The sequence below is a fragment of the Glaciibacter sp. 2TAF33 genome, from assembly GCF_052114945.1.
Lineage (GTDB): Bacteria > Actinomycetota > Actinomycetes > Actinomycetales > Microbacteriaceae > Cryobacterium.
On record NZ_JBFRFS010000019.1, the window covers coordinates 1 to 22,667 of the forward strand.

At 67.3% G+C, this 22,667-nt stretch carries 21 protein-coding genes, 2 tRNA genes and 1 pseudogene; 7 read left to right on the forward strand and 17 right to left on the reverse strand.

Annotated elements, in window-relative coordinates; translation table 11 throughout:
• Positions 1 to 253 (forward strand): annotated as a pseudogene (locus AB4Y94_RS16635) (IS481 family transposase); the annotation flags it as partial.
• A gap of 56 nt (positions 254 to 309) precedes the next feature.
• Here the strand turns inward: AB4Y94_RS16635 and AB4Y94_RS16640 are convergent.
• The 5 genes from AB4Y94_RS16640 to AB4Y94_RS16660 all read right to left on the reverse strand — a co-directional run bounded on the left by AB4Y94_RS16640 (position 310) and on the right by AB4Y94_RS16660 (position 4,012).
• Positions 310 to 400, reverse strand: a tRNA-Ser gene (locus tag AB4Y94_RS16640).
• Positions 401 to 500: 100 nt separating this feature from the next.
• The gene (locus tag AB4Y94_RS16645) at positions 501 to 1,763 is read right to left on the reverse strand and encodes an LCP family protein (RefSeq protein ID WP_441729120.1); all 1,263 of its coding nucleotides are present in this window, start codon (positions 1,761 to 1,763) and stop codon (positions 501 to 503) included.
• Positions 1,764 to 1,801: 38 nt separating this feature from the next.
• Positions 1,802 to 1,886: transfer RNA gene (locus tag AB4Y94_RS16650), tRNA-Ser, on the reverse strand.
• Positions 1,887 to 1,995: 109 nt separating this feature from the next.
• Positions 1,996 to 3,249 (reverse strand): DUF3500 domain-containing protein, encoded by a 1,254-nt coding sequence (locus tag AB4Y94_RS16655; RefSeq protein WP_441729121.1) that lies wholly within the window; start codon positions 3,247 to 3,249, stop codon positions 1,996 to 1,998.
• Between the two features lie 43 nt (positions 3,250 to 3,292).
• Positions 3,293 to 4,012, reverse strand: a complete 720-nt coding sequence (locus AB4Y94_RS16660; RefSeq protein WP_441729122.1) for a FadR/GntR family transcriptional regulator — start codon at positions 4,010 to 4,012, stop codon at positions 3,293 to 3,295.
• A gap of 139 nt (positions 4,013 to 4,151) precedes the next feature.
• Here AB4Y94_RS16660 and AB4Y94_RS16665 point away from each other — a divergent pair, with 139 nt between their 5' ends.
• From AB4Y94_RS16665 to AB4Y94_RS16675, 3 genes are read left to right on the forward strand one after another with little or no spacing between them, the layout of a single operon-like run.
• On the forward strand, positions 4,152 to 5,060 hold the full coding sequence (locus AB4Y94_RS16665; RefSeq protein ID WP_441729123.1) for a fumarylacetoacetate hydrolase family protein: 909 nt from the start codon (positions 4,152 to 4,154) through the stop codon (positions 5,058 to 5,060).
• On the forward strand, positions 5,057 to 6,277 hold the full coding sequence (locus tag AB4Y94_RS16670) for a CaiB/BaiF CoA transferase family protein (RefSeq protein ID WP_441729124.1): 1,221 nt from the start codon (positions 5,057 to 5,059) through the stop codon (positions 6,275 to 6,277). The genes AB4Y94_RS16665 and AB4Y94_RS16670 overlap by 4 nt, the downstream gene beginning before the upstream one ends.
• Entirely contained in the window at positions 6,274 to 7,155 is an 882-nt protein-coding gene (locus tag AB4Y94_RS16675; RefSeq protein ID WP_441729126.1) for an enoyl-CoA hydratase/isomerase family protein, read from the forward strand. The genes AB4Y94_RS16670 and AB4Y94_RS16675 overlap by 4 nt, the downstream gene beginning before the upstream one ends.
• Positions 7,156 to 7,197: 42 nt before the next feature.
• Here AB4Y94_RS16675 and AB4Y94_RS16680 read toward each other — a convergent pair whose 3' ends face one another.
• From AB4Y94_RS16680 to serS, 3 genes are read right to left on the reverse strand one after another with little or no spacing between them, the layout of a single operon-like run.
• Positions 7,198 to 8,496, reverse strand: a complete 1,299-nt coding sequence (locus AB4Y94_RS16680; RefSeq protein ID WP_441729128.1) for an LCP family protein — start codon at positions 8,494 to 8,496, stop codon at positions 7,198 to 7,200.
• A gap of 9 nt (positions 8,497 to 8,505) precedes the next feature.
• On the reverse strand, positions 8,506 to 9,390 hold the full coding sequence (locus tag AB4Y94_RS16685) for an HAD family hydrolase (protein ID WP_441729130.1): 885 nt from the start codon (positions 9,388 to 9,390) through the stop codon (positions 8,506 to 8,508).
• Positions 9,387 to 10,652 carry a serine--tRNA ligase gene (gene serS / locus AB4Y94_RS16690; RefSeq protein WP_441729131.1) on the reverse strand — a complete coding sequence of 422 codons (1,266 nt, stop codon included), beginning with the start codon at positions 10,650 to 10,652 and terminating at the stop codon, positions 9,387 to 9,389. The genes AB4Y94_RS16685 and serS overlap by 4 nt, the downstream gene beginning before the upstream one ends.
• Positions 10,653 to 10,696: 44 nt before the next feature.
• Here serS and AB4Y94_RS16695 point away from each other — a divergent pair, with 44 nt between their 5' ends.
• Positions 10,697 to 11,698 carry a diacylglycerol/lipid kinase family protein gene (locus AB4Y94_RS16695; RefSeq protein WP_441729132.1) on the forward strand — a complete coding sequence of 334 codons (1,002 nt, stop codon included), beginning with the start codon at positions 10,697 to 10,699 and terminating at the stop codon, positions 11,696 to 11,698.
• Here AB4Y94_RS16695 and AB4Y94_RS16700 read toward each other — a convergent pair.
• Together AB4Y94_RS16700 and pheA are read right to left on the reverse strand one after the other, a co-directional pair.
• Positions 11,664 to 12,155 (reverse strand): hypothetical protein, encoded by a 492-nt coding sequence (locus tag AB4Y94_RS16700; RefSeq protein ID WP_441729133.1) that lies wholly within the window; start codon positions 12,153 to 12,155, stop codon positions 11,664 to 11,666. The two genes, AB4Y94_RS16695 and AB4Y94_RS16700, sit on opposite strands and share 35 nt — an antisense overlap.
• A 24-nt stretch (positions 12,156 to 12,179) precedes the next feature.
• On the reverse strand, positions 12,180 to 13,148 hold the full coding sequence (gene pheA, locus AB4Y94_RS16705) for a prephenate dehydratase (RefSeq protein WP_441729134.1): 969 nt from the start codon (positions 13,146 to 13,148) through the stop codon (positions 12,180 to 12,182).
• A 149-nt stretch (positions 13,149 to 13,297) separates the two neighbouring features.
• Here pheA and pgm point away from each other — a divergent pair, with 149 nt between their 5' ends.
• Positions 13,298 to 14,914, forward strand: coding sequence for a phosphoglucomutase (alpha-D-glucose-1,6-bisphosphate-dependent) (gene pgm, locus AB4Y94_RS16710; protein WP_441729135.1), 1,617 nt, complete (start codon positions 13,298 to 13,300; stop codon positions 14,912 to 14,914).
• Between the two features lie 88 nt (positions 14,915 to 15,002).
• Here pgm and AB4Y94_RS16715 read toward each other — a convergent pair whose 3' ends face one another.
• From AB4Y94_RS16715 to AB4Y94_RS16740, 6 genes are all read right to left on the reverse strand, one after another.
• Positions 15,003 to 15,701, reverse strand: coding sequence for an amidase domain-containing protein (locus AB4Y94_RS16715; protein ID WP_441729136.1), 699 nt, complete (start codon positions 15,699 to 15,701; stop codon positions 15,003 to 15,005).
• Positions 15,702 to 15,807: 106 nt separating this feature from the next.
• Positions 15,808 to 16,977, reverse strand: coding sequence for an amidase domain-containing protein (locus AB4Y94_RS16720; protein WP_441729137.1), 1,170 nt, complete (start codon positions 16,975 to 16,977; stop codon positions 15,808 to 15,810).
• Between the two features lie 81 nt (positions 16,978 to 17,058).
• Positions 17,059 to 18,348, reverse strand: a complete 1,290-nt coding sequence (locus AB4Y94_RS16725; protein WP_441729138.1) for an MFS transporter — start codon at positions 18,346 to 18,348, stop codon at positions 17,059 to 17,061.
• A gap of 18 nt (positions 18,349 to 18,366) precedes the next feature.
• Entirely contained in the window at positions 18,367 to 19,227 is an 861-nt protein-coding gene (locus tag AB4Y94_RS16730) for a M15 family metallopeptidase (RefSeq protein ID WP_441729140.1), read from the reverse strand.
• 84 nt (positions 19,228 to 19,311) lie between these two features.
• A complete protein-coding gene (locus AB4Y94_RS16735; RefSeq protein WP_441729141.1) occupies positions 19,312 to 20,235 on the reverse strand; it encodes an LLM class F420-dependent oxidoreductase in 924 nt (307 codons plus the stop codon).
• The gene (locus AB4Y94_RS16740) at positions 20,232 to 21,107 is read right to left on the reverse strand and encodes a DNA-methyltransferase (protein ID WP_441729142.1); all 876 of its coding nucleotides are present in this window, start codon (positions 21,105 to 21,107) and stop codon (positions 20,232 to 20,234) included. Before AB4Y94_RS16740 ends, AB4Y94_RS16735 begins: the two co-directional genes overlap by 4 nt.
• 34 nt (positions 21,108 to 21,141) lie before the next feature.
• Here AB4Y94_RS16740 and AB4Y94_RS16745 point away from each other — a divergent pair, with 34 nt between their 5' ends.
• Positions 21,142 to 21,462, forward strand: a complete 321-nt coding sequence (locus AB4Y94_RS16745) for a GNAT family N-acetyltransferase (RefSeq protein ID WP_441729143.1) — start codon at positions 21,142 to 21,144, stop codon at positions 21,460 to 21,462.
• A gap of 154 nt (positions 21,463 to 21,616) precedes the next feature.
• Here AB4Y94_RS16745 and AB4Y94_RS16750 read toward each other — a convergent pair whose 3' ends face one another.
• Positions 21,617 to 22,666, reverse strand: a complete 1,050-nt coding sequence (locus tag AB4Y94_RS16750; protein WP_441729144.1) for a lipoate--protein ligase family protein — start codon at positions 22,664 to 22,666, stop codon at positions 21,617 to 21,619.
• Position 22,667 lies beyond the last annotated feature (1 nt).

Genomic DNA, 22,667 nt, shown 5'->3' on the forward strand with positions numbered 1-22,667 from the left:
CACCCCCACCGGAACCACCCCCACGCACGACCGCGTCCGAGAGGACCGCATCGACAAGTCCGGCACCGTCACACTGCGCCTGCCCGGCCGACTCCGGCACATCGGCATCGGCCGAACCCACGCCGGAACCCACGTCAAACTCCTGATCCGAGACCTCAGCGTAACCATCATCAACGCCGCCACCGGCGAACTGCTCCGTGAGCTGACCATCGACACCACCCGCGACTACCAACCCCGCGGAAAAACACAATAGCCCGAACCCACAATCCGTGGGTTCGGGCTATTCCGATGTCCTGAGACATCACAGTGCGGAGACGGTGGGATTTGAACCCACGGAACCCTGTAAAGGGTTCTCCACCTTAGCAGGGTGGTGCACTAGGCCGAACTATGCGACGTCTCCTTGAACGCTCGCCGAAGCAAACGCACGACAGCAATCATAACCGAGCCGCGGCATCCGTTCGACCAGCCTGGGCCCGGGCCGAACGGATGCCGCCGGGTTGTTACTGGTTGTCGAGGGTGCGACCGACGGTACAGGTGCGCTCGTTGGCGGTCTGGCCGGTCGTGGAGTCGGAGAGCACTGCGACCGAGCCGTCGGTGACCGCGGGACCAGGCGTGGCCGCGGGATCGGTCACGACCGGCGCTGGAGCGCTCGGGTCGACGGGAGCGTTCGGGTCGATCGTGGCGCCCTTGCCGGTCGAACCGGTGAGCTGGATCGGCTTGTCCGCGGCGACCGCGGTGAACAGGTCGTCGAAGTCGGGCTGGATCGGCTTGACCCCGCCCTGCGTGCTGCCGGTCGGCACCTGCACGAAGACCACCTTCTCGAGCGGGATGTCCTTCAACGCCAACGCGATCGACACCATGGTGTCCGGGCTGTTCAGGCTGGTCGACAGCGTCATGTTGGAGGTGGCTGCCTTCGCCAGCGAGTACAGCTTGAGCGGGTCGGAGAGCGTGTCTGCACTTTTGACCGTGCGCACCAGCGAGGAGAGGAAGAGCTGCTGGTTGCTGATCCGGGTGAGGTCGCTGCCATCGCCGACGCCGTGTCGGGTGCGCAGGAACTGCAGCGCGTCGACGCCCTGGAGGGTGTGCATGCCGGCCTTCAGGAACGTTCCGGTGTACTCGTCTTCGATCGGTTGCGCGACGCACACCTCGACGCCGCCGACGGCGGTCGACATGGCCATCACGCCGCTGAACTGGACTTCGGCGGCAAACGGGATCGCGAGGCCGGTGAGCTTCTCCACCGTCAGCACGGTGCACGCCATCCCGCCGTAAGTGAGCGTGGTGTTGATCTTCTGGCTGCTCATCGCGTCGAAGGTGCCGCCCTTCGGGTCCGGGCACTCCGGGATCGACACGAACATGTCGCGCGGGAAACTGATCACCGACGCGTTGCTGTGGTCCTGCGAGATGTGCAGCAGCATCGTCACGTCGTTGAGGTCGCCGGTCTCGTCCTCGCCGCCGAACGCCGGGTCCTGGCCCTTGCGGCTGTCGCTTCCGACCAGGAGCAAGTTGACCCCGCCGTCGATGGCGCCGATCTTCGGGACCGGGCCAGCGGTTTCGTTTTCGAGGTGCACGCTGGGCTGCACGCTCGCTGCCACGTCGAACGTGGCGATCGCGGCGACCGACACGCTGCTGACCAGCACGACGGCAAGCATAGCGGCGACGACCTTGGCTACCAGGGCGAACGGATTGGATCGCTTGAGCCGGCCGTGCCGGGCAATTGTGCTGATCTTCTTCGATCTGGTTCGCAGTCGTAGCTGGTCGCTCACTCAGGTCCCTTCGTGTCGTGGTGCCGTGCACTCCAGTGCGGAGGGCGTGGGATTCGAACCCACGAGACATTTCTGCCCACCAGTTTTCAAGACTGGCTCCATCGGCCGCTCGGACAGCCCTCCCGGTTCGCGAACGAACAACGCCCGATTCTAACCGATGGCAGGGCTTCTAGGCTGACAGGTCATCCTGAAGAGCGGCTGGACGCCCGTCCGTCGGCTCGAACAACGCCGCTCACGCGTTCTCTCTGCGTGACTCCCTGAACTGGCACACGAGGTCTCGTGCGTAGTCGTTTCCATTCGGAGTGCGCATGACGGTATGGATGTGGAACCGCGCCGGGGTGGTGTTGCTGAGGAAGACGCCCGTGTGGTGGTCAAGCTCGAGCACCACGACCGGGCTCTGAAGCCGGTAGTAGAAGACGTCACCCGGTCCCCACCCCCCGATCCAGGAGAACCAGGTGTCGTCGTAATGGTCGGAGATCTCACGCCGCCGCGCGGCGGCAGGTCCGCTGGGCAGGTAGCCGGTGAAGTCGGCCACGATGGCGTCGACCAACGGCCGGGACTCCGGACCGAGTTCCGACACCCGGACTCCCTCATACGGGATCACCCGATTGTCCTGAAACGCTCCGGCCAGGTGTCGCTCGTCGCCGGGGTGGAATCGCCCTTCCGGCATGTCGGGGTCGACCATCTCCGCGTAGATGAGTGCACGCTCCTGCATTGGGCGGGAGAGGGAATTCATCAGTTGCCGGCCGTGCTCGATGCGATCATCGAATGCCGTGGTTCCGACGAAAGGTCCTTCATCGATGCAATTCGGCTCCGCGCCGAAGAAGACCGGGGTCATCACCAGCTGCGTTCCGACGACGACGCAGTTGATGGCCGCATGATGGCCGAAAATCTGCCACCCCCACGGACTCACTTCTGACGGCTCGCCGTAGATCGCGAAGTTGTAGCTGAACTCATTCATGATGCCGGAAAGGCCGATTACGTCGCCGAGGAACCCGTTGATGCGCATGAGGTCCCGGATCAGCGTGAATCCGTCGTCGCTCAGACTCGCTTCAATAACCGAGAAGATGCGGTCGCGAGTCTCCTGGTCAAGGGCTTCAAGCCTCAGGCCGGTGTCGTACTGCATGAACTCAGGATTGGCCCACGACTGCCATTCGACGGCATCGATCGCATAGCGGATGCGCTCGGCCTGCTCGGGCGTCAAGTTCGCCAACAGGGTGTCGGCTGCATCCACCATGGCGGCCGTCGGGGCCTCCTCTCCCGGGCGCGCGTCACCAAGCGCGAAGAGTCCAGGGATCCTGGTGCCGTCACTGGTCACCCCGGAGAACGGCTGGGGGTGCAACTTCTTCCAGCCGTCGATGAGGCCGCCGGTGAAGGGATCCTTCGTGGCCGCTTCCCGGTACTGGTAGGCGTCGAGGCCCTTCACCGAGTTGATGCGCTCATCGTCGGCAGGAAAGAGGTACTGACGGAATTCCTGTACTGACATCGTTGTCGCTCCTTGGCATACAAGCGGGCCGGTCACCCGCTGGTCAATTTCCGTTGTCGTGTTCTCGCACAGCTCGTGCCACTGCATCGCTGTCACCGTCGATGATCCCCTGCACGAGTGCTTCGTGAACGAGGTAACGGTGCTTCAAGTAATCGATCCGGTTCTCTTCGGTCGAGTCGAACTCCGCTGAAGAGGGCGTGATGTAGCCCAGGGTGCCCGTGTACACGGCCTTCGCCATCGCGTTCGGTGAGATCTCGGCGATTCGCTCATGAAGCGCCCAGTTGGAGTGCATGAAGGCGTCGTGATCCTTTGCGCGCCGGAGCTTCGTCAGCGCTTTCCTGAGCGCGGAGACGTCTGCGGCGTTCCGGTGCAGAGCTGCATCATTGCTGATCAGGCCCTCGAGCGCTTCCCTCACGGCAATGGCGTCAAGGACCAGCGACGGCGAGTCGCGCACGGTCAGGAGGGTGTGGCGCAAGCGGATCACCGGGTTGGACTCGGCGATGAAGATGCCGCCCCCGCGTCCGGGACGAATCTCGACCGCCCCCCGTTCCCGGAGCAAGCGCACTGCCTCGCTCACTGTGGCGCGTGCGAATCCCGTCGACTCCCTCAGCTCGTCCAGGGTGCCGATATAACTGCCGGGGTCGAGATCGTTCGCGTTGATCGCAGCCTCCAGATTGACCGCGAGGGCCTCAGCCCGGGTCCGGGTTGCCCCGGCCAGGGGCTGGACGGCGCGTCCGACAAGACTCTCCATGATTTGTGACACGAGATCATTAGAGCACAAAACATGCGAATGTTTACGATCTAATCCACCCCGAGGGGTTGACAGCCGGCTGCCCCGCCCTGCAGCATGTGAAACATGCGAACCTTTCGATGGTTTGTACATCACCGAGAGGACACCAAGCGTGAAGATAGTGGGAATTCGCCTGCCGGGCCAGGCTCGCATCCGCGTCGCCAGGCTGGAGGGAACCCGGGTCACCGTGCTCACGGATGTCGCCGGGTTCTGGCGTGATCCCCGCGGATGGACCGCGAGCGGTTCGGATGCCGGTGGCGAGAGCTTCGACCTGGCCGAGGTGGAACTCGCCCCGGCCGTCTTGCCGTCGGCCCGCGTCATCTGCGTAGGCCTCAACTACCAGGCCCATGCGGCAGAGGGATCGTTCCGTGACGATGACCTGCCGCCGTATCCGACGCTGTTCGCGCGATGGACCGCGTCACTGTCTGCCAGCGGCGATCCGGCGCCAGTCCCGAGCAATGAAGACGGCCTGGACTGGGAGGGAGAAGTTGCCGCCTTCATCGGCACCACGCTCACGGACGCTGACAGCGACACGGCCCGAGAAGCAGTCATCGGCTATGCGGCATTCAACGACCTGACTGCACGGAGAGCCCAAAAGCTGACGTCACAGTGGATCCTCGGCAAGAACGGCGACAACACGGGACCACTCGGCCCCCTCGTCACGGTCGACGAGGCCGGCGACCTGAGGGACGGGCTGCGTGTTCAGACCCGGGTCAACGGAACGCTCGTGCAAGACGGAAACACGCGAGACATGATCTACGAGCTGGGCGACGTACTCTCCTTCATCTCCCGCACCTTCACCCTCAACGCCGGCGACGTGATTTGCACCGGCACGCCAGCAGGAGTGGGGTACGCACGCACACCCCCGTGGCTCTTGCACCCGGGTGACACCGTTGAAGTCGAGGTGGAGCGCGTCGGGATCGTCACGACCCCGATCGTGGACAACGACTATCGCCACGGATCGTACACAGCGGCTGTACTGGCAAGCGAAGCGGCCCCGGCGAGCCGAGTGGCGCGATGAGCGGCCCCCTGGCGGGCATCGCCGTCCTGGACCTGAGCCGGGCTTTGGCCGGCCCGTTCTGCACCGCGCTCCTGGCCGACATGGGTGCGACGATCATCAAAGTCGAGTCCGCGAAGGGAGGCGACGTCACTCGTGCCTGGCCGCCATTCGAGGGCAGTCACAGTCTCTACTTCGACTCCATCAACCGGGGCAAGTCATCGATCGCGATCGACTTCTACACCGAACAAGGCCGGGCGCTCCTGCACAAGCTCGCCCTGTCAGCGGATGTCGTCGTGGAGAACTTTCGAACCGGCGTGATGGCCACGCTGGGCCTGGACCCGGCGGAACTCCGGGCCCGGAAGCCGTCACTGGTGATCGCCTCGGTGAGCGGTTTCGGGGCGACCGGCCCGCTGTCGCAGTCCGCCGGCCTTGACCAGGTCGCCCAGGGGATGTCCGGCCTCATCTCCATCACCGGTGCGGATCCCGAGAACACGTACCGATTCGGGATACCCATCATCGACTCCATGTCCGGGGCGTTCTGCGCGTTCGGTATTGCCAGCGCTCTCGCACAGCGGGAGCGAACCGGGGAGGGTGCCGAGATCTCCACCTCGCTTCTCGAGTCGGCGCTGGCCATCACGTCGTTCCAGGGCCAGCGGTACCTCAGCACGGGCGAGGTTCCCGGACCGCACGGAAACGATCATCCATCGCTCACCCCCTACGGAGCCTTTGAGGCGGCCGACCACCCCATCACCATCGCGGTGGGAAGCGACAAGCAGTGGAAGGAGTTGTGTGCGCTACTGGGAGCGCCGAGCCTCGCCGCCGACCCAGAATTCACCACGGGGCGACAGCGCAGCGCTCACCGCGAACGGGTCAAGGCCGCGATCGAAGACCGACTCCGGTTGCGTCCTGGAGCGGAATGGATCGAAGCGCTGCGGGACGCCGGCATTCCCTGCGGACCGATCTATACCTTCGACCAGGTCTTCGAAGACGCCCAGGTGAAGGCCCTCAACATGGTGCAGCACCTGAACCGCGCCGACGGCTCGAAGCTCCCGCTCATCCGCGGTCCGTTGTCGGTGAACAAAGTCCCCACTCCGATCTCTGCCCCGCCGCCCGCGCTCGGCGCCCAGAGCAGAGCGGTGCTGAGCGGGCTGGATTTCAGTGACGACGAGATCAACGACCTGTTGGACCACGGGATCGTGGTCGAGCCTCAAGCCGTCGCGGTCGGTGCGGTGTCATGAGCAACGCCGCACCGGGGATGACCAGAGCGGTCACCACGCCTGCGCCCATCCGGCAGCTGAGCGTCGACGTCGATGATTCAGTCGCCACAATTCGAATAGACAACGAATCCCAGCGAAACTGCCTCACCGCTGAGATGTGGGCGCAGTTTCCGCAGATTGTTGAGCGCCTGGAGTCGGACCCGCGTGTCTTGGTCGTCGTCGTGCGGGGTGCGGGTGAGAACTTCTCGGCGGGCGCCGACATCGCCAATCTCATGGAGATCCTGGCTGATCCCGCGACCGGTCTCCACGATGGCGGGCTGACCACCAGGGCCGAACAGGCCCTTGCCGGACTATCCAAGCCACTGGTCGCCGTCATCGACGGGTACTGCGTCGGGGCGGCCTGGCAGGTCGCCGCCGCGTGCGACATCCGGATCGCCTCTGACCGCGCCGTATTCGGTATCACGCCGGCCAGGATCGGCATCGTGTACCCGCTCTCGGCCATCAGCCGTCTTGTGGCGCTGGTCGGCCCTGCAGTCGCCAAGGACCTCCTGTTGACCGGAGACTTCGTGTCCGGTCAGGAGGCGCAGTCCCTCGGGTTGGTCACTCGACTCGCACCCGTTGAACGCCTGGACGCAGACGTGCGACGGCTCACGAAGACGCTGCGCTCGCGCTCCCAACTGTCGATCCACGCAATGAAGAACATCGTCGATGTCATCTCGACCGGCGGTGCCGGACTGGCCGAGCGCAATCGCGTCTGGCAGGCCGCCATGGCAGCCAGCGAAGACCCGCTCATTGGAATCCAGGCGTTCCTGCGGAAAGATACTCCGCAGTTCACCTGGTCCCCCGATCCGCGCGAACCACTCGTCAACGTCGGGGCGCACCCACCCTCTGGCTTGTAACCGCCGACCCGTCCCTGGCTGGTGCAACCGCCCCCGTCCGCCTTACTGGTCGGCGAGGGTGCGGCCCACGGTGCAGGTGCGCTCCGCCGCGGTCTGACCGGAGATGCTCGCGGGGAGTTGAACGGATGCCGACGGCGTGGTCCCGGCCGGCGGAGTGGCGGCATCCGTCTGGCCCGCAGTGGGGGCCGCGGGAGGAGCCGCAGTGTCCGTGGGCGCCGGCGGCGCGTTCGGGTCGGCGGCGCTCCCCTGGCCGAGCTGGCCGCCCAGGGTCACCGGGGTGTCGGCGGCGAGCGCCGCGAACAGGGTGTCGGCGTCATCGGTGATCGGTTCGACGCCGTCGTCCGCTTCGACGACCGGGTATTGCAGGAACACCACCTTGTCGAGGTCGATGTTCCGCAGCGTGGCCGCGATCGACACCATGGTGTCGAGGCTCTGCAACCGGGTGGAGAGCACCATGTTGCTCGCCGCGGCCTTGGCGAGGCTGTAGAGCTTGAGCGGGTCGGTCAGGGTGCCGTCGCTCTTGACCACACGCACCAGCGACGACAGGAACACCTGCTGGTTGCTGATGCGGGCCAGGTCGCTGCCGGTTCGGAGGCCGTGCCGAGTGCGCAGGAACTTGAGCGCGTCGGCGCCCTGCAGCACGTGTTCACCGGCGGTGAGGGTGAGGCCGGTGTATTCGTCTTCGATCGGTTCGGCGACGCACACCGGTACGCCGCCGACGGCGTTCGACATTTCCACCACGCCGTTGAACTCGATCTCCGCGGCGAACGGGATGGTCAGCCCGGTCAGCTGCTCGACCGTCGCGACCGCGCAGCCCAACCCGCCGTAGGCCAGCGCGGCGTTCAGCTTGTCGGTGAAGCCGCCACCGGTGCCCGGCGAGCTACCGTCTGCCGCGGCCGGGCACTCGGGAATGTCAACGAAGAGGTCGCGGGGGAAGCTCACCACCGTGGCCGAACTGTGGTCCTGGGCGATGTGCATCAGGATCGTCACGTCACCGAGGTGCTCCCCGCGATCGCCGTATTGCGGGTCGCCCTCGCCGCTGTCGCTGCCGACCAGGAGCAGGTTCACACCGCCGTCGATGGCGCCGATGTTCGGTGCGATGGGTGGCGCCCCAGAGGCGTCGGCCGGGAGGGACACCCCGGGCTTCAGTGTCGAGGCGACATCCCAGATCGCGATCCCGACCACGGCCAGGGCGCTGACCAGCACGACGCTGAGCACCACGCCGAGCACCCCGAGGACGCGCCGGGCCGCGCTGTAGACACGCAACCGGCCGTGCCGCGCGAGCGGCGCCGACGGCCCGGGACGGCGCGGCATCCGCTGATCAGGTGGAGGTGTGGCCATGGGCCGACACTACAGCGTGGCTAATACCTGTGCGAGGCCGTCTTCGTGTACGGTTCCGGTGAGTTCGCTGGCAACGTCGATCACGTCGGAGGGGGATTGGCCCATCGCGACGCCGCGCCCGCGCTCTGCGGCCCAGCCCAGCAGGTCGATGTCGTTCCGGCCGTCCCCAACAGCCATCACCCGGTCCCGCGGGATGCCGAGTTCGATGCGAACCCGTTCCATCGCTGTGGCCTTGTTCACGCCGTCGGGAGCGATGTCCAGCCAGGCGGTCCAGCCGATCGCGTAGCTGACGCGGTGCAGCCCCATCTTCTCGACGACGGCGAGGAAGTCCTCCATGTCGTGGTCGGGCGAGATCACCACGACGCGGGTGGCCGGGTGGTTCAGCAACTCGTCGAATTCGACGTGTTCGCTGTCGAGGCCGATCGTGGCGTCCGGGAACGCCTCGGTGTAGCGGTAGAAGCCGTGCTCGTCTTCGACGGCGAAGCGGGCATTGCCGAGGTGCGCATGGATGGAGCGGAGCACCTCCGTCGGGTCGAATGACTCCACCCACTCGCGCCGGTAGCCGCTCGGAGCCTCCGGGTCACGGTGCATGGTGATCGCACCGTTGGAGCAGACCAGGAAGCGCGGCGTGATGCCGAGGTGGTCGAGCACGGGGATGGTCGCCGAAGCGGAGCGGCCGGTGGCGAGCATCACCAGGTGACCGGCTGCGTCGAGGCGACGCACCTGCTCGATCACGGCGTCGCTGATGGTCCCGTCGTCGTGGAGCGTGGTGCCGTCGATGTCCAGGGCGACGAGCCACGGGGCCCCGGTGACCGAGCTTGTCGAGATCCCGGGTGCGGTCTCGACAAGCTCGACCACCGAGACAGGGTCGACCACGGGTTCTGATTCACTCATGCGATCGGCTCGAGCAACTCGAGGCCGCCGAGCCAGGGCCTCAGGGCTTCAGGAACCACGACTGATCCGTCGGCCTGCTGGTGCGTCTCCAGCATGGCGACGATCCAGCGGGTGGTCGCGAGCGTGCCGTTGAGGGTGGCCACCGGCGCGGTCTTGCCGGTTTCGGTGCGATAGCGGATGTCGAGCCGCCGCGCCTGGTAGGTGGTGCAGTTGCTGGTGCTCGTGAGCTCGCGGTACGCGCCCTGGGTGGGCACCCAGGCCTCGATGTCGAACTTGCGGGCGGCACTCGAGCCGAGGTCTCCGGCCGCCACGTCGATCACCCGGTAACTGAGGCCGAGGGCCTGCAGCATGTCCTCCTGCAGGGCGACCAGGCGGGCGTGCTCGGCCTCCGCGTTCTCCGGAAGCACGTAGGTGAACATCTCCAGTTTGTTGAACTGGTGCACCCGGATGATGCCGCGGGTGTCCTTCCCGCCCGAGCCGGCTTCCCGGCGGTAACAGGTGGACCAGCCGGCGTAGCGGAGCGGGGCATCCGTCAGGTCGAGGATCTCGTCCTTGTGGTAGCCGGCGAGGGCGACCTCGCTGGTGCCGGTGAGGTAGAGGTCGTCGGCGGGCACGTAGTAGATCTCGTCGGCGTGCTCGCCGAGGAAGCCGGTGCCGTCCATGATCTCGGGCCGCACCAGGGTGGGGGTGATCATCGGGGTGAAGCCCGCAGCCAATGCCCGGTCGAGCGCCATGTTCATCAGCGCGATCTCGAGCCGGGCACCGATTCCCTTGAGGAAGTAGAACCGGGCGCCGGAGACCTTGGCCCCGCGTGCCATGTCGATGGCGCCGAGCAGCTCGCCGAGTTCGAGGTGGTCGCGGGGCTCGAAGTCGAACCGCGGGACGTCGCCGTGGGTGCGGAGGGTGGTGAAGTTGTCCTCACCGCCGGCCGGGACTCCGTCGATGATCGGGTTGGCGATGGTGCGCACCACGCTGGTGAAGCGTTCCTCGGCGGCGGCGGAGGCGGCGCTGGCCTCCTTCACGCGCGCAGCCAGGCTCTGGGCCTCTGCGACCAGGGCCTTCTTCTCCTCCTTGGGGGCGGCAGCAACAGTCTTGCCGAACAGGTTCTGCTCTGCCCGGAGCGCCTCGAACGCATTGATCGTCGCGCGGCGCTCCCGATCCGCGCTCAACGCGTCGTCGACGGCTTCCACGGAGGCGCCACGCGCCTCCTGGGATCGCTTGATGAGGCCAGGATTCTCGCGCAGTAGTACCGGATCAATCACTGCGCCAGTCTACAAGCGCGGCGTGCCTTGCTAGCCTTGGCCACGTGACAGCCCCCGGCCTTCCAGACCACGCCCGGCACGCGGCCGTCGTCTACAACCCGATCAAGGTCGACCTCGCAAGGCTCCGCCGGAGTGTGGACGCCGCCGCCCGTTCCGCCGGCTGGGGCGAGACGCTCTGGTTTCCGACCACCACGACGGATGCCGGCCAGCACGTGACCCAGCGGGCGCTCCGGCAGGGCGCATCCGTTGTCATCGCGGCCGGCGGCGACGGTACGGTGCGCGCCGTCGCCGAGTCGCTGCGGGACTCCGAAGTGGCCCTGGCGATCGTGCCGAGGGGCACCGGCAACCTGCTGGCGCGCAACATGCAGCTGCCGCTCGGCAACATCGACGAGTCGGCGCGGATCGCGTTCGCCGGCGTCGACCGCGCGATCGACGTGGGGGTGATCTCGGTCACCACGCTCGACGGCGCCACCGACGACCACGTGTTCCTGGTGATGGCCGGGGTGGGACTCGACGCCGAGATGATCGCCAACACCCAGCCGGACCTGAAGAAACAGGTGGGCTGGCTCGCCTACGTCGACGCCGGGGTGCGGCTGATCCCTAAGGCGGCGCCGTTCCGGATCCGGTACAGCCTGGGCGGGAGCCCGGAGCGGAACGCCCACGTGAACACCGTGCTGATCGCCAACTGCGGGCTCCTGCCCGGCAACATGCAGTTCCTGCCCGACGCGGAGATCGACGACGGCATCCTCGACATCGCCGTGCTGCAGCCCAAGGGCATGGTGGGCTGGCTGAAGATCTGGCGACGGGTGAGCTGGGAGAACGGCGTGCTTCGCCGATCGGCCGTCGGCCGGCGGATGATCCGGTTCACCGAGTCAGACAACGAACGCCAGATGACCACCCTGCGGAGCCCGGACATCCGGATCGCCCTCGAGGGGTCGCAGGAGTTCGAACTCGACGGCGATGAGATGGGCAAGGTGAAGTCGGTCTTCGTGCGCGCTGACGCGCGGTCGCTCATCGTGCGGGTGCCCGCCGGCTCGTCGGTGTAGCAGCCTGCTTCTCGGTGTGCGGATCTGCCGCGCGCCAGTGCGCGGCCTCCCAGAAGACCAGCGCGACGATTGTCGCAATCCCGACGGTGACCATCGGTGGGATGAGAACCCAGAGCAGTTGTCGCAACAACATCTCAAGGGGCATCTCGCCGCCGGAGTAGCTGTAGTCCGTACTGCTGGCAGTCGCCTGCCAGGCCAAGCCGAGCCCGCCGAGGATCAAGCCGACGCCGACGACCCAGAGTGCGCGGAGGTACGGGTTCCGACGCGGCCAGGCTGCCACGGTCTGATCGGGTGCGGCCGGGCTGCCGGTGTTGCTCGCCGGAGTGGCCGCGATTGGGACGGATGCTGGTGGGGCCCCTGCGTTCTCGACATGCCTCGGCTGGACCGCTGGATCGAATCCACGCTGGAAGAGCGGGTCATGGCGCGGGTCGAATCGCGGCCCGGTCGCATCCGTCATGACTTCTCCCCGTCTACTCTCCGTCTACTCTCCGTCACTCGTGCCGGGCCTGTCGCGTGTGCCCAGGATCCCGCGCAGCCAGTCGCGCGCCTCGATGAAGATACCGTCGTCGTACCGGCGGGTGAACTGGATCGGCCGCTTGTCGGCCCGGGGGTACGACCCGAGGAACATGACGTTCGGGCTGAACCGGCGGAGGCCGAGCAGGGCGTCGGCGACCCGTTCGTCGAAGATGTGGCCGTCGGCGTCGATCACGAACCGGTACCGGCCGAGTTCATCGCCGATCGGCCGCGACTGGATCAGGCTGAGGTTCACCCCACGGGTGGCGAACTGCTCGAGCAGGTCGAGGAGGGCACCGGAGCGGTCCTCGGGCAATTCGACGATGAGGCTGGTCTTGTCAGCGCCGGTCTGGGCCGGGAGCGTGGTCGTCTTGCTGACCAGCACGAACCGGGTCACGGCGTTCGGATTGTCGCCGATGTCCTCCGCGAGCACCACCAGGTCGTGGTGCTTCTCGATGCCCGGCGGGGCCACCGCGGCGTCAGCCTGGCCGTTCTCGAGCAGCGACGCCGCGGCGGTGACGTTGCTCGACGACGGGATGTAGCCGTGGTGGGGAATGGCCGTATCGAGCCAGGCCCTGGACTGCGCGTAGGCGACCGGATGCGCGTTCACGACGGTGACGTCCGCCAGTGTCGTGCCGGGCCGCGCGACCAGGACGAACCTGACCGGCACCAGGTACTCACCGATGATGCGGAGGTCCGGCACGCTGGCCAACGCGTCCTGGGTGGCGGAGACTCCGCCGTCGACGGAGTTCTCGATGGCGATCATGGCGGCGACACTGCGGCCGCTGACCACATCGGCCAGCGCCTCGCCGACGTTGTTGACGGCGCGCCACGGCTTACCCGCGGCCTCCGGCACCTGGGCGAGGGCTGCTTCGGTGAAGGTGCCGGCCGGCCCCAGGAAGCTGTAGGTGTCGTGGTGGCTCGAGGGGGCAGGCATGGTTCACAGCTTAAGCCCAGCATGCGCCGGGGCATCCGTTCGCGCTGACCTTTTTGCCACGCGCGGATGGCAGGCCATGCGCGCGTGGCGGAAACCTCAGCGCGAACGAGAAGCGTGACCGAAAATGGTTGCAGTGCCAGACTGGGCACATGAATGAGCGAGCGGGCACACCAGCCCAGGAATCCGACCTGATCGACGTCGATGCGCTGGTTGCCGCGTACTACGACCTGAAACCGGATGCCGCGGTGCCGGAACAGCGCGTCGTGTTCGGCACGTCCGGCCACCGCGGCAGTTCGCTGAACACCGCGTTCAACCAGGACCACATCAGCGCCACCACCCAGGCGATCGTGGAGTACCGGGCAGCGCAGGGCATCACCGGGCCGCTCTTCATCGGCGCAGACACCCATGCGCTCAGCGCACCGGCCTACACCACGGCGTTGGAAGTCCTGGTCGCCAACGGGGTGCGCGTGCTCGTCGACGAGTTCGACGACTATGTGCCCACACCCGCGCTCTCCCACGCGATCATCGCCTACAACCGCGCCGGCAACGACGACCAGGCCGACGGGATCGTGGTCACTCCGAGCCACAACCCGCCGATGGACGGCGGTTTCAAGTACAACCCGCCGCACGGCGGCCCGGCCGACAGCGACGCCACCGGCTGGATCGCGAACCGGGCGAACGAGATCATCGCCGACGGCATGCGCGACGTGCGGATGAGCGAGCCGAGCGCGGTGGAGACCTACGACTTCCGCGGCAATTATGTGAACGACCTCGAGAACATCATCGACATGCCCGCGATCAAGGCGAGCGGCATCCGCATCGGCGCCGACCCGCTCGGTGGGGCCAGCGTCGGCTACTGGGGCGCGATCGCCGAACGCTACGGGCTGAACCTCACCGTGACCAACCCGCACGTCGACCCGACCTGGCGGTTCATGACCGTGGACTGGGACGGCAAGATCCGGATGGATCCGTCGAGTCCGTCAGCGATGGCATCCGTCGTGGCCCGTAAGGACGACTTCGACATCCTCACCGGCAACGATGCGGATGCGGACCGTCACGGCATCGTCACCCCCGACAACGGGTTGATGAACCCGAACCACTTCCTCGCGGTCGCGATCGAGTACCTGTACAGCCACCGCGAGGGCTGGCGAGCGGATGCCGCCGTCGGCAAGACCCTGGTGTCGTCGACGATGGTCGACCGGGTCGCCGGGTTCCTCGGCCGGGAACTGTGGGAGGTGCCGGTCGGCTTCAAGTGGTTCGTGCCCGGGCTGATCGACGGCTCGGTTGCCTTCGGCGGCGAAGAGAGCGCCGGGGCAAGCTTCGTACGCTTCGACGGAACCGTGTGGACCACCGACAAGGACGGGATCCTGCTGGCGCTGCTGGCGTCCGAGATCCTCGCGGTCACCGGGAAGACGCCGAGCCAGCGGTACGCGGAGCTCACCGAACACTTCGGCGCCCCGGCGTACGCCCGGGTCGACGCTGCGGCGACGCCGGCGCAGAAGGCGGCGCTCGGCAAGCTCGATGGTGAGGCCATCACCGCCTCCGAGCTGGGCGGGGACAAGATCATCGCGAAGCTCAGCCACGCGCCCGGCAACGGGGCAGCCATCGGCGGGGTGAAGGTGGTCACCGATTTCGCCTGGTTCGCGGCGCGGCCGAGTGGCACCGAAGACGTCTACAAGATTTACGCCGAATCGTTCAAGGGCGCCGAGCACCTCGCCCAGGTGCAGGCCGAGGCGAAGGCGATCGTCGACGCAGCCATCGCCTAGCCCCCTCCCCCGCGAGCCTGCACTTGTTGGGGTTATGCGAGCGTTTTAGACCCAACAAGTGCGGGTTCGCGGAGCCGCGGCGGGGGAGCTAGGGGATGCTCCAGTAGTAGGCGGTAGCGCCGGGGTGGTTGACGGTGATCGCCCAGTCGACGGAACGGTAGTCGGTGTCGTCGGTGTGGCCGCCGTAGTAGATCTGGATGCCACCGTCGACATGATCGATGCGGGTGACGACGGCGGTGTGATCGCGGTCGCCGGAATTGTCCCAGTCGAACTGCGCGATGTCGCCGAGCTTCACCTGGTCACGCTGCTGGTCGGTGAGCGCGCTCGCCCGCCCGGAATCCTCGAGGTAGTCGCGGAACGCGGTCGAACTCACCCACGGCTTGGAGAACGTGAAGCTGGACCCGGTGCCGTCGCTCCACCAGTCGTCGTCCATCTTCCAACCGCGCTCGATCAGCGACTGGCTGGCGAAGTTCACACAGTCGTTGTCCCCCACCTGGCCGTACTCGTCGAGGTTGTAGTCAGACCAGTGCGCCAGCACGTACGCCAGCTGCTTCTGCACTTTGGGGTCGACCGCGATTGGAGCATTGGTGTCAGCCGGGGTCGGGCGCGGTTGCTGGGCGGAGGCCGGCGCAGGGGCTGCGGCCGCGTCACTGGACGGCGTCTCGGCGACTGCCTCCTCCGACGCGCTCGACTGCCGCCCGCTGACGATGCCGGCGACCGTCACCCCGACGATCAGGGCAAGAACAACGATGAGCGCGCCGAGCCGCGTGCGTCGGGTGAAAGCCACTACTTCCTCAATTCATACGTCGTGCCGGTGTGCGGCCGGGAACCGGCACCTCGTCCAGTGCACCATGGAGTTGAGTCCGGCAACACTTGGAAGTGACTGTGAATGCCTAGTGGATGCTCCAATACGAGACCGTCCCGCCGGTGTTGGCGAGCGATTCGTCGACGGACTTGTAATCGGTGTTCGCGGTGTGTCCGGCGTAGTAGACCGTCACGCCGCTCGCCGTCTTGTCGACGCGGCTCACGATCCCGGTGTGGTCGCGGTCGCCGGAGCCGTCCCAGTCGAACTGCACGACATCGCCGACCTTGACCAGGCTGCGCTGGTCGTCGGTGAGCGCCGTGGCCCGCTCCGGGTGCGCCGCCAAGTATGCGGCGAAGGCGGTGGAGCTGTTCCAGGCCGGAGTCGACTGCCGGGTCGCCGTGTCGAAGGACCACTCGCCGTCCATCGCCCAGCCGCGGGCGATGAGCGATTGGCTGGTGAAGTTGACGCAGTCGTTGCCGCTGATCACTCCATACACATCGGAGTTGTAGTCGCTCCAGTGCGCGAGGGCATAGTCCAGCTGCGCGGTGACTCGCGGGTCCCGCACATAGTTGAATTTCAAAACAGCGGATGCCGCGGCCGCCGTGTTCTGGCCTGCTTTCGGCTTAACAGGCTTGCCGGTCTCAGCGGGAGCCGGGTCGCCGACTCCTGCCGGGTCGGTGGCGGCGGGAAGGCTGGTGGTGGTGCCGACTTCCGCGGTCGACGCTCCGGCCGGCGCAGGATCGACGCCTGCCTCGGCGGTTTCGGCGACGGGGACCGGTTCGCCGCTCAGGTCGAACAGCTGCACGTCAACGGAGCCCTCGACGAAGTCGGTGGCCGGCGGCGTGGTGATCGTGACCGTGTCGGGCGACACGGCGACCACGGTGCCCGGGTTGCCGCCGAACGTGACGGATGCGACGGTGCCGAGATCCGCGCCGGTGACGGTCACGGTGGTGCCCCCGGTGACCGGCCCTGCTGAGGCGCCGTCGGCGGCGATGATGCTGCTGCGCACGACGGGCTCCGGCTGCGCGGTCGCGGTGGCGGCGGGGCGGGACGAGGAGGTGGGGGTGGGGGTGGGAGCCGTCGCTCCGACGGCTCCTCCACCGGTGGCCAGCCCGACCGAGAGCGCAACGACGGTGCATGCTGCTGCGGCGGTTCCGGCGAACAGGAAGTGGCGGTTGTTCTGGGGTTTCTCTACGCGGTGACGGGGCTGGCTTCGGGTTTCTCGGGTGATGGCTGGGCGCACAAAATCGTTTCTCACTAGGCGAAGGGGACCCCACAGCCAAACACGCCGGCATGGCAAAGGGCTGTGCGGGGCCTCCACGTTCTATGCAAAGGCATGCTATCGAGCGGCCGGTCCCACCCCGATCGACGCTGACATGCCTCGGCGCGCCCGGACGCCGGTGACCAGGATCGGGATGAGCACCAGCGCCGCCAGGGCGTTGACCGCTGCGAATCCACCCCAGCCGAGCACCACGCCCGAGAGGGCAGCCGAAGCCGCGGCCCCCAGGTTCATCGCCGCGTCGGTCGCGCCCTGCAGCGGCACTCGCACTCTCTGCTCCACTGACCTGGTGAGCAGGGCCGAGCCGCCGATCATCCCGGCCGACCATCCGAGCCCGAGGAGCCCCAGGGCCAGGGGAATGCCGATCATGTCGTCAGGGGCGAGGGAGGCCCCGAGCCCGACCGCGGCGCCGAGCACGACCACCCCGAGCAGGATCACCCGTCCAGGACCGAGACGGTCTGCAAGCCAGCCCATCACCGGGCTGGCTCCATACATCCCGAAGATGTGCACGCTCAGGACGACTCCAATCAGTGCGAGCGACAGCCCATGATCGTGCATGTGCACGGGGGTGATCACCATGACGCCGACCATGACGGTCTGGGAACACACGATCGCCACGATCGCGAAAACTGCGATGGGCGAACGGATGGCCAGTCGGAGCGCGGGGAGCACGCCGATGGACTCGACGTGGGCAGCCTCGCCGGCGAGCTGTCCGGCCGGCGGGGTGCGAAGGAGGACCGCCGCGGAGAGGCTCGACAGCGCGAATGCGACACCGGAGAACAGGAAGGGACCGGCGAGGGGCTCCATGCCGAAATCGGCGCCCAGGTCGCTGCCGGCCTGGGCCAGGTTGGGACCCGCGACCGAACCGAGCGTGGTCGCCCAGAGCACGATCGACATCGAGCGAGCCTCGAACCCCTTCGCCGCCACCTCGGTGGCGGCGAATCGCGACTGCAATCCGGCCGCGGTGGCGGCGCCGAAGGCTCCCAACCCGAGGAACAGGACCACGATGGAACCGGTCGCCGCCGCAGCCAGTATGAGCAGCGTGCCGACCAACGCCAGGCAGTACCCCGCGGCGAGCGCCCAATGCCGTCCGGCGCGGGTCGCCAGCCGGGCCAGCGGGATGGCGACCAGGCCGGCGCCCAGCACACTGCATGTCTGGGCGAGCCCGGCGAGCGCCACGGTGCCGGTGAGTTTTTCGGCAAGCAGGCCCCCGACCGCGATGCCGGAGGCGACCCCTACTCCCGCGAGCAGTTGGTTGACGATCAGCAGGGCAAGCGGCGCCCACCCGGCGCGCCGGATTCCCAACCGGCCGTCACCGCCGGCATCCGTCGCCCTCACTGGTCGCGCCACGTCAGTCGCCGACGAGGATCAGTCGTAACCGGGAGCGGCTGGAAGCCCGAAGAATTCCTCCAGCGTGGTCACCCCGGTGTTGTGCATCTGGGTGGCCAGGTCGACCCCGATGTAGCGGAAGTGCCACGGCTCATATTCGTAGCCGGTCACGGCGACCTTGTCGGCCGGGTAGCGGAGCAGGAAGCCGAAGCGCCAGGCATTCGCGGCCAGCCATTGGCCTTGGGCAGTCGTGCCGAAACACGCGGCGAGTGAGCAATTCGACGGCAGCGCGCTGATGTCCATGGCCAGGCCGGTCTGGTGTTCGCTGGTGCCTGGCCGGGCGGTGCTGCTGTCGGCGAACGCCTGCCCGTTCGACGCGACGTCCTGGTTGTAGACGTCGACCTGGGTGTCGTAGCTTCGGTACGCGCTCTGGGACTGCATCCGAAGAGCCGTCTCCGATTCGAAGGCGGCAAACATGGCGACCACGGCCTCGGCGGCCTCCCGACGCATGAACGGCTCCCAGACGTGGGCCACCGGAACGGCCACCAGGTCGCCCGGAACGTAGTCGACGGGATGCAGCGGGCGCTTCTTGTCGACGACCACCCAGATGCTGGAGGGGTCGTCAATGGACCGGGCCGACTTGTTGAACACCGGAACGGTGACCGGATCGGGCGTTTCGGTCGGAGTCGGGCGGGCACCGGAACCCGACGTGATCACCGGCTGCAGCGCGGACGGGTCGCCGGTCGCCGGCGCGGGCCGCGAGCGGGCAGAAGCGTGGCCGGTACCGACACCGACGGCCAGCGCCCCGACCGCGAGGGCAAGGAGCGCACCGACGATGAGGAGGGCTCGTCCGCGCCGGACCGGCTGCGAATTCCCGCCGGACGGAGGAAGAGGGGACACGATTCCGAGCTTAGACCGGCGAGCTGAATTTTTGCGGGAGCCCCGCTCCCGATCCCGCCCGCGCTGTACGTCGAGGAGCGCCGGTTAACCGAGCTCCGCCACGACTTCCCGGGCGATGAATTCGAGGTGGTCGAGGTCGGCGAGGTCTAAGACCTGCAGGTAGACGCACTCGACGCCATCCGCTTCCAGTGCGCCGAGCCGGTCGATGATCTCGGATGCCGTTCCGGCCAGTCCGTGCTCTCGCAGTTCCGCGGGTTCACGTCCGACCGCTGCCGACCTGCGGGCGAACTCGGCCTGGTCGGCCCCGGCCACGACAATCAGCGCCGTGGAGTAGGCCAGCTCACGGGGGTCGCGCCCGATCGCCTCGCAGGCGTCGCGCACTCCGGCGAACTTCCGCGCCACATCCGCGAGTTCGGGGAACGGCAGGTTGAACTCGGTGGCGAACCGCGCGGCCAGGGCGGGAGTGCGCGTGGCGCCGCCACCGCCGACGATCACCGGCACCCGGGCTTGCAGCGGCTTGGGCAGGGCCGGCGAGTCGACGAGGGTGTAGTGCCGGCCACTGAAGCTGTAGGGAACACCGATGGGTGAGTTCCAGAGGCCGGTGATCACCTCCAGTTGTTCCTCGAGCAGGCCGAACCGGTGCCGGGGGAACGGGATGCCGTAGGCCGAGTGTTCCTCCTCGAACCAGCCCGTGCCGAGGCCCAGTTCCACGCGGCCGCCCGACATCTGGTCGACCTGGGCGACCTGGATCGCGAGTATTCCCGGCGGGCGATAGGTGACCGACGAGACCAAGGTGCCCAGGCGGATGCGCTCGGTCTCGCGAGCGAGGCCGGCCAGCGTCGTCCAGGCGTCGGTCGGCCCGGGAAGGCCGGAGCCGCCGCCCATGGCGAGATAGTGGTCGGAGCGGAAGAACCCGTCGAAGCCGAGCCGCTCGGCGGCGTGGGCGACCGCCAGGATGTCGTCGTAGCTGGCGCCCTGCTGCGGCTCGGTGAAGATCCGGAATCTCATGCGAACTCCACGTCGGGTAGGGCCGAGAAGCGCTCGCGCATCACGGCGAGGGCCTCAGGGTTCTGGTCGACCAGCACGAACCGGCGGCCGAGCGAAGCGGCGACGGCACCCGTGGTCCCGCTGCCGGCAAAGAAATCGAGCACCCAGTCACCCTCGCGGGACGATGCCTGGATGATCCGGCGCAGAATGCCGACCGGCTTCTGGGTGGGGTACCCGGTCTTCTCCTTACCCGTCGGGGAGACGATGGTGTGCCACCAGACATCCGTCGGCAGCTTGCCGCGTGCCACCTTCTCGGCCGTGACCAGTCCGGGCGCCATGTAGGGTTCCCGGTCGACCGTGGTCGAGTCGAAATAGTACGCGGCCGGATTCTTCACGTAGACCAGGATGGTGTCGTGCTTGGTCGGCCAGCGATTCTTCGACTTCGCGCCGTAGTCGTATGCCCAGATCAGTTCGTTGAGGAAACACTCCCGGCCGAACAGGGCGTCGAGCAGCACCTTGGCATAGTGCGCCTCGCGGTAGTCGAGGTGAAGGTAGAGCGTCCCATCGTCGCCGAGCAGCCGCCAGGCCTCGATCAGCCTCGGTTCGAGGAAGGACCAGTAGTCCTCGAACCGGTCGTCGTAGCCGAGGAGGTCGCCCTTGATCCGTTCGTAGCGCTGGCCCTTGAAGCCGGTGATGGTGCCGGCCGCATGCGACCCGTCGGCGCTGGCCGATCGCACCGCGGTGGTGGTGTGCCGCTGCTGGGAACGACCGGTGTTGAACGGCGGGTCGAGGTAGATCAGCGTGAACGAGCCGTCGGGCAGCAGGGGGAGCACGTCGAGGTTGTCGGCGTGGACCACGCGGCTGGGAGAGGTCTGTGACCACGCGGTTGGCATACCCTCATTCTGTCAGTCGGCATAGTCTGGCCGCATGACACCTGAACCGACGACGATTGATTCCACGCGCACCCAGGTCAGGCACGAACCGGCCCTCGCCCGCTACACGCTCTGGCTGGACGGCGAGAATGTCGGGCTCGCGGACTACGTGGCGACCGGCCGGCAGGTGCGTTTCAACCACACCGAGGTCGACCCTGCGCACCGCCACGAGGGCCTGGCGAGTGTCCTGATCGAACAGGCGCTCGACGACGTGCGCACCCGCACCGACCTTCCGGTCGTCGCGGAGTGCCCGTATGTCGCTGCCTGGATCGATGACCACGCCGAGTATCAGGACCTTTTGACCCGCGGGGTGTAGCGATCAGTCGGGGTCGTGACCGGCGTCGCGAGCGTTGAGCCGGATGGTCACGTGCCCGTCATAGATTCCGTTGTCGCCCTCCCCGGCCACCGGCGCGGGGGCCGGCACGACGGTCTGGCGTTCCTGCTCCAGGATGGCCTCGTGCCGACAGCGTTCAGGGAACGCGGGCGGTCCACTCCGGCCGGCTGAACTTGCCTTCCACCAGCTCGGCCGCCGCCGCATATTCCGTTTCGGTGATATCTCCGGGGGTCGCGCCGTAGAGCGACGTGAAGGTCTCCTTCATCCGCTCGATGATCTCGGCACGACTGAGCCCGGTCTGCGTGCGAAGCGGGTCGACCCGCTTGGCGGCACTGGCGATGCCCTTGTCGCTCAGTTTCTCCCGGCCGATGCGCAGCACCTGGGTCATCACGTCACCATCCATGTCGTAACTCATCGTGACATGGTGCAGCACCCCGCCATTGCCGAATCGTTTCTGGGCGGCGCCGCCGATCTTGCCGGTGGGGCTGGTGATGTCGTTCAATGGCTTGTACGACGCGTCAATGCCGAGTGAACGGAGGGCCTCGATCACCCATTCGTCCAGGAAGGCGTAGGAGTCGGCGAAACTCATCCCCTGCACCAGTTCGGCAGGAACGTAGAGCGAGTAGGTGATGACGGCGCCCTTCTCCATCATCATCGCGCCGCCGCCGGAGATCCGTCGAACAACGTCGTACCCGAAGCGGGCGGCTCCCTCGGGGTCCACTTCGTTCCTCAGCGACTGGAAACTGCCGATCACAACGGCCGATTCGTCCCATTCCCAGATCCGCAGCGTCGGTTGCCGGAGGCCTTCGCCGACCTCGGCGGCGAGCACCTCGTCGAGGGCGAGGTGCATGGCCGGCGTGACGGCCTTGGCGTGCACCAGCGACCACTCGTAGTCCCGCCATCCGCTGGCCTTGGCCAGGGAGCGGCGGATCGCGATGGCGACCGAGTCGGGCGTGAAGCCGAGCAGGGTCGCGCCGGCCGGCAGCGCGCCGGCCACTGCCGCGGAATAGGCGGCCGCATCACAGTCGGCGGGCAGGCCGTTGACGGCGGCGTTGATGGCTTCGAGCGCATCGTCCGGCTCCAGGAAGAAATCACCGGCGAGCCGGAAATCCGTGATCCTGTTGTCGACGACGCCCAGGTCGACCACGACCAGCTTGCCGCCTGGAACCTTGTATTCACCGTGCATG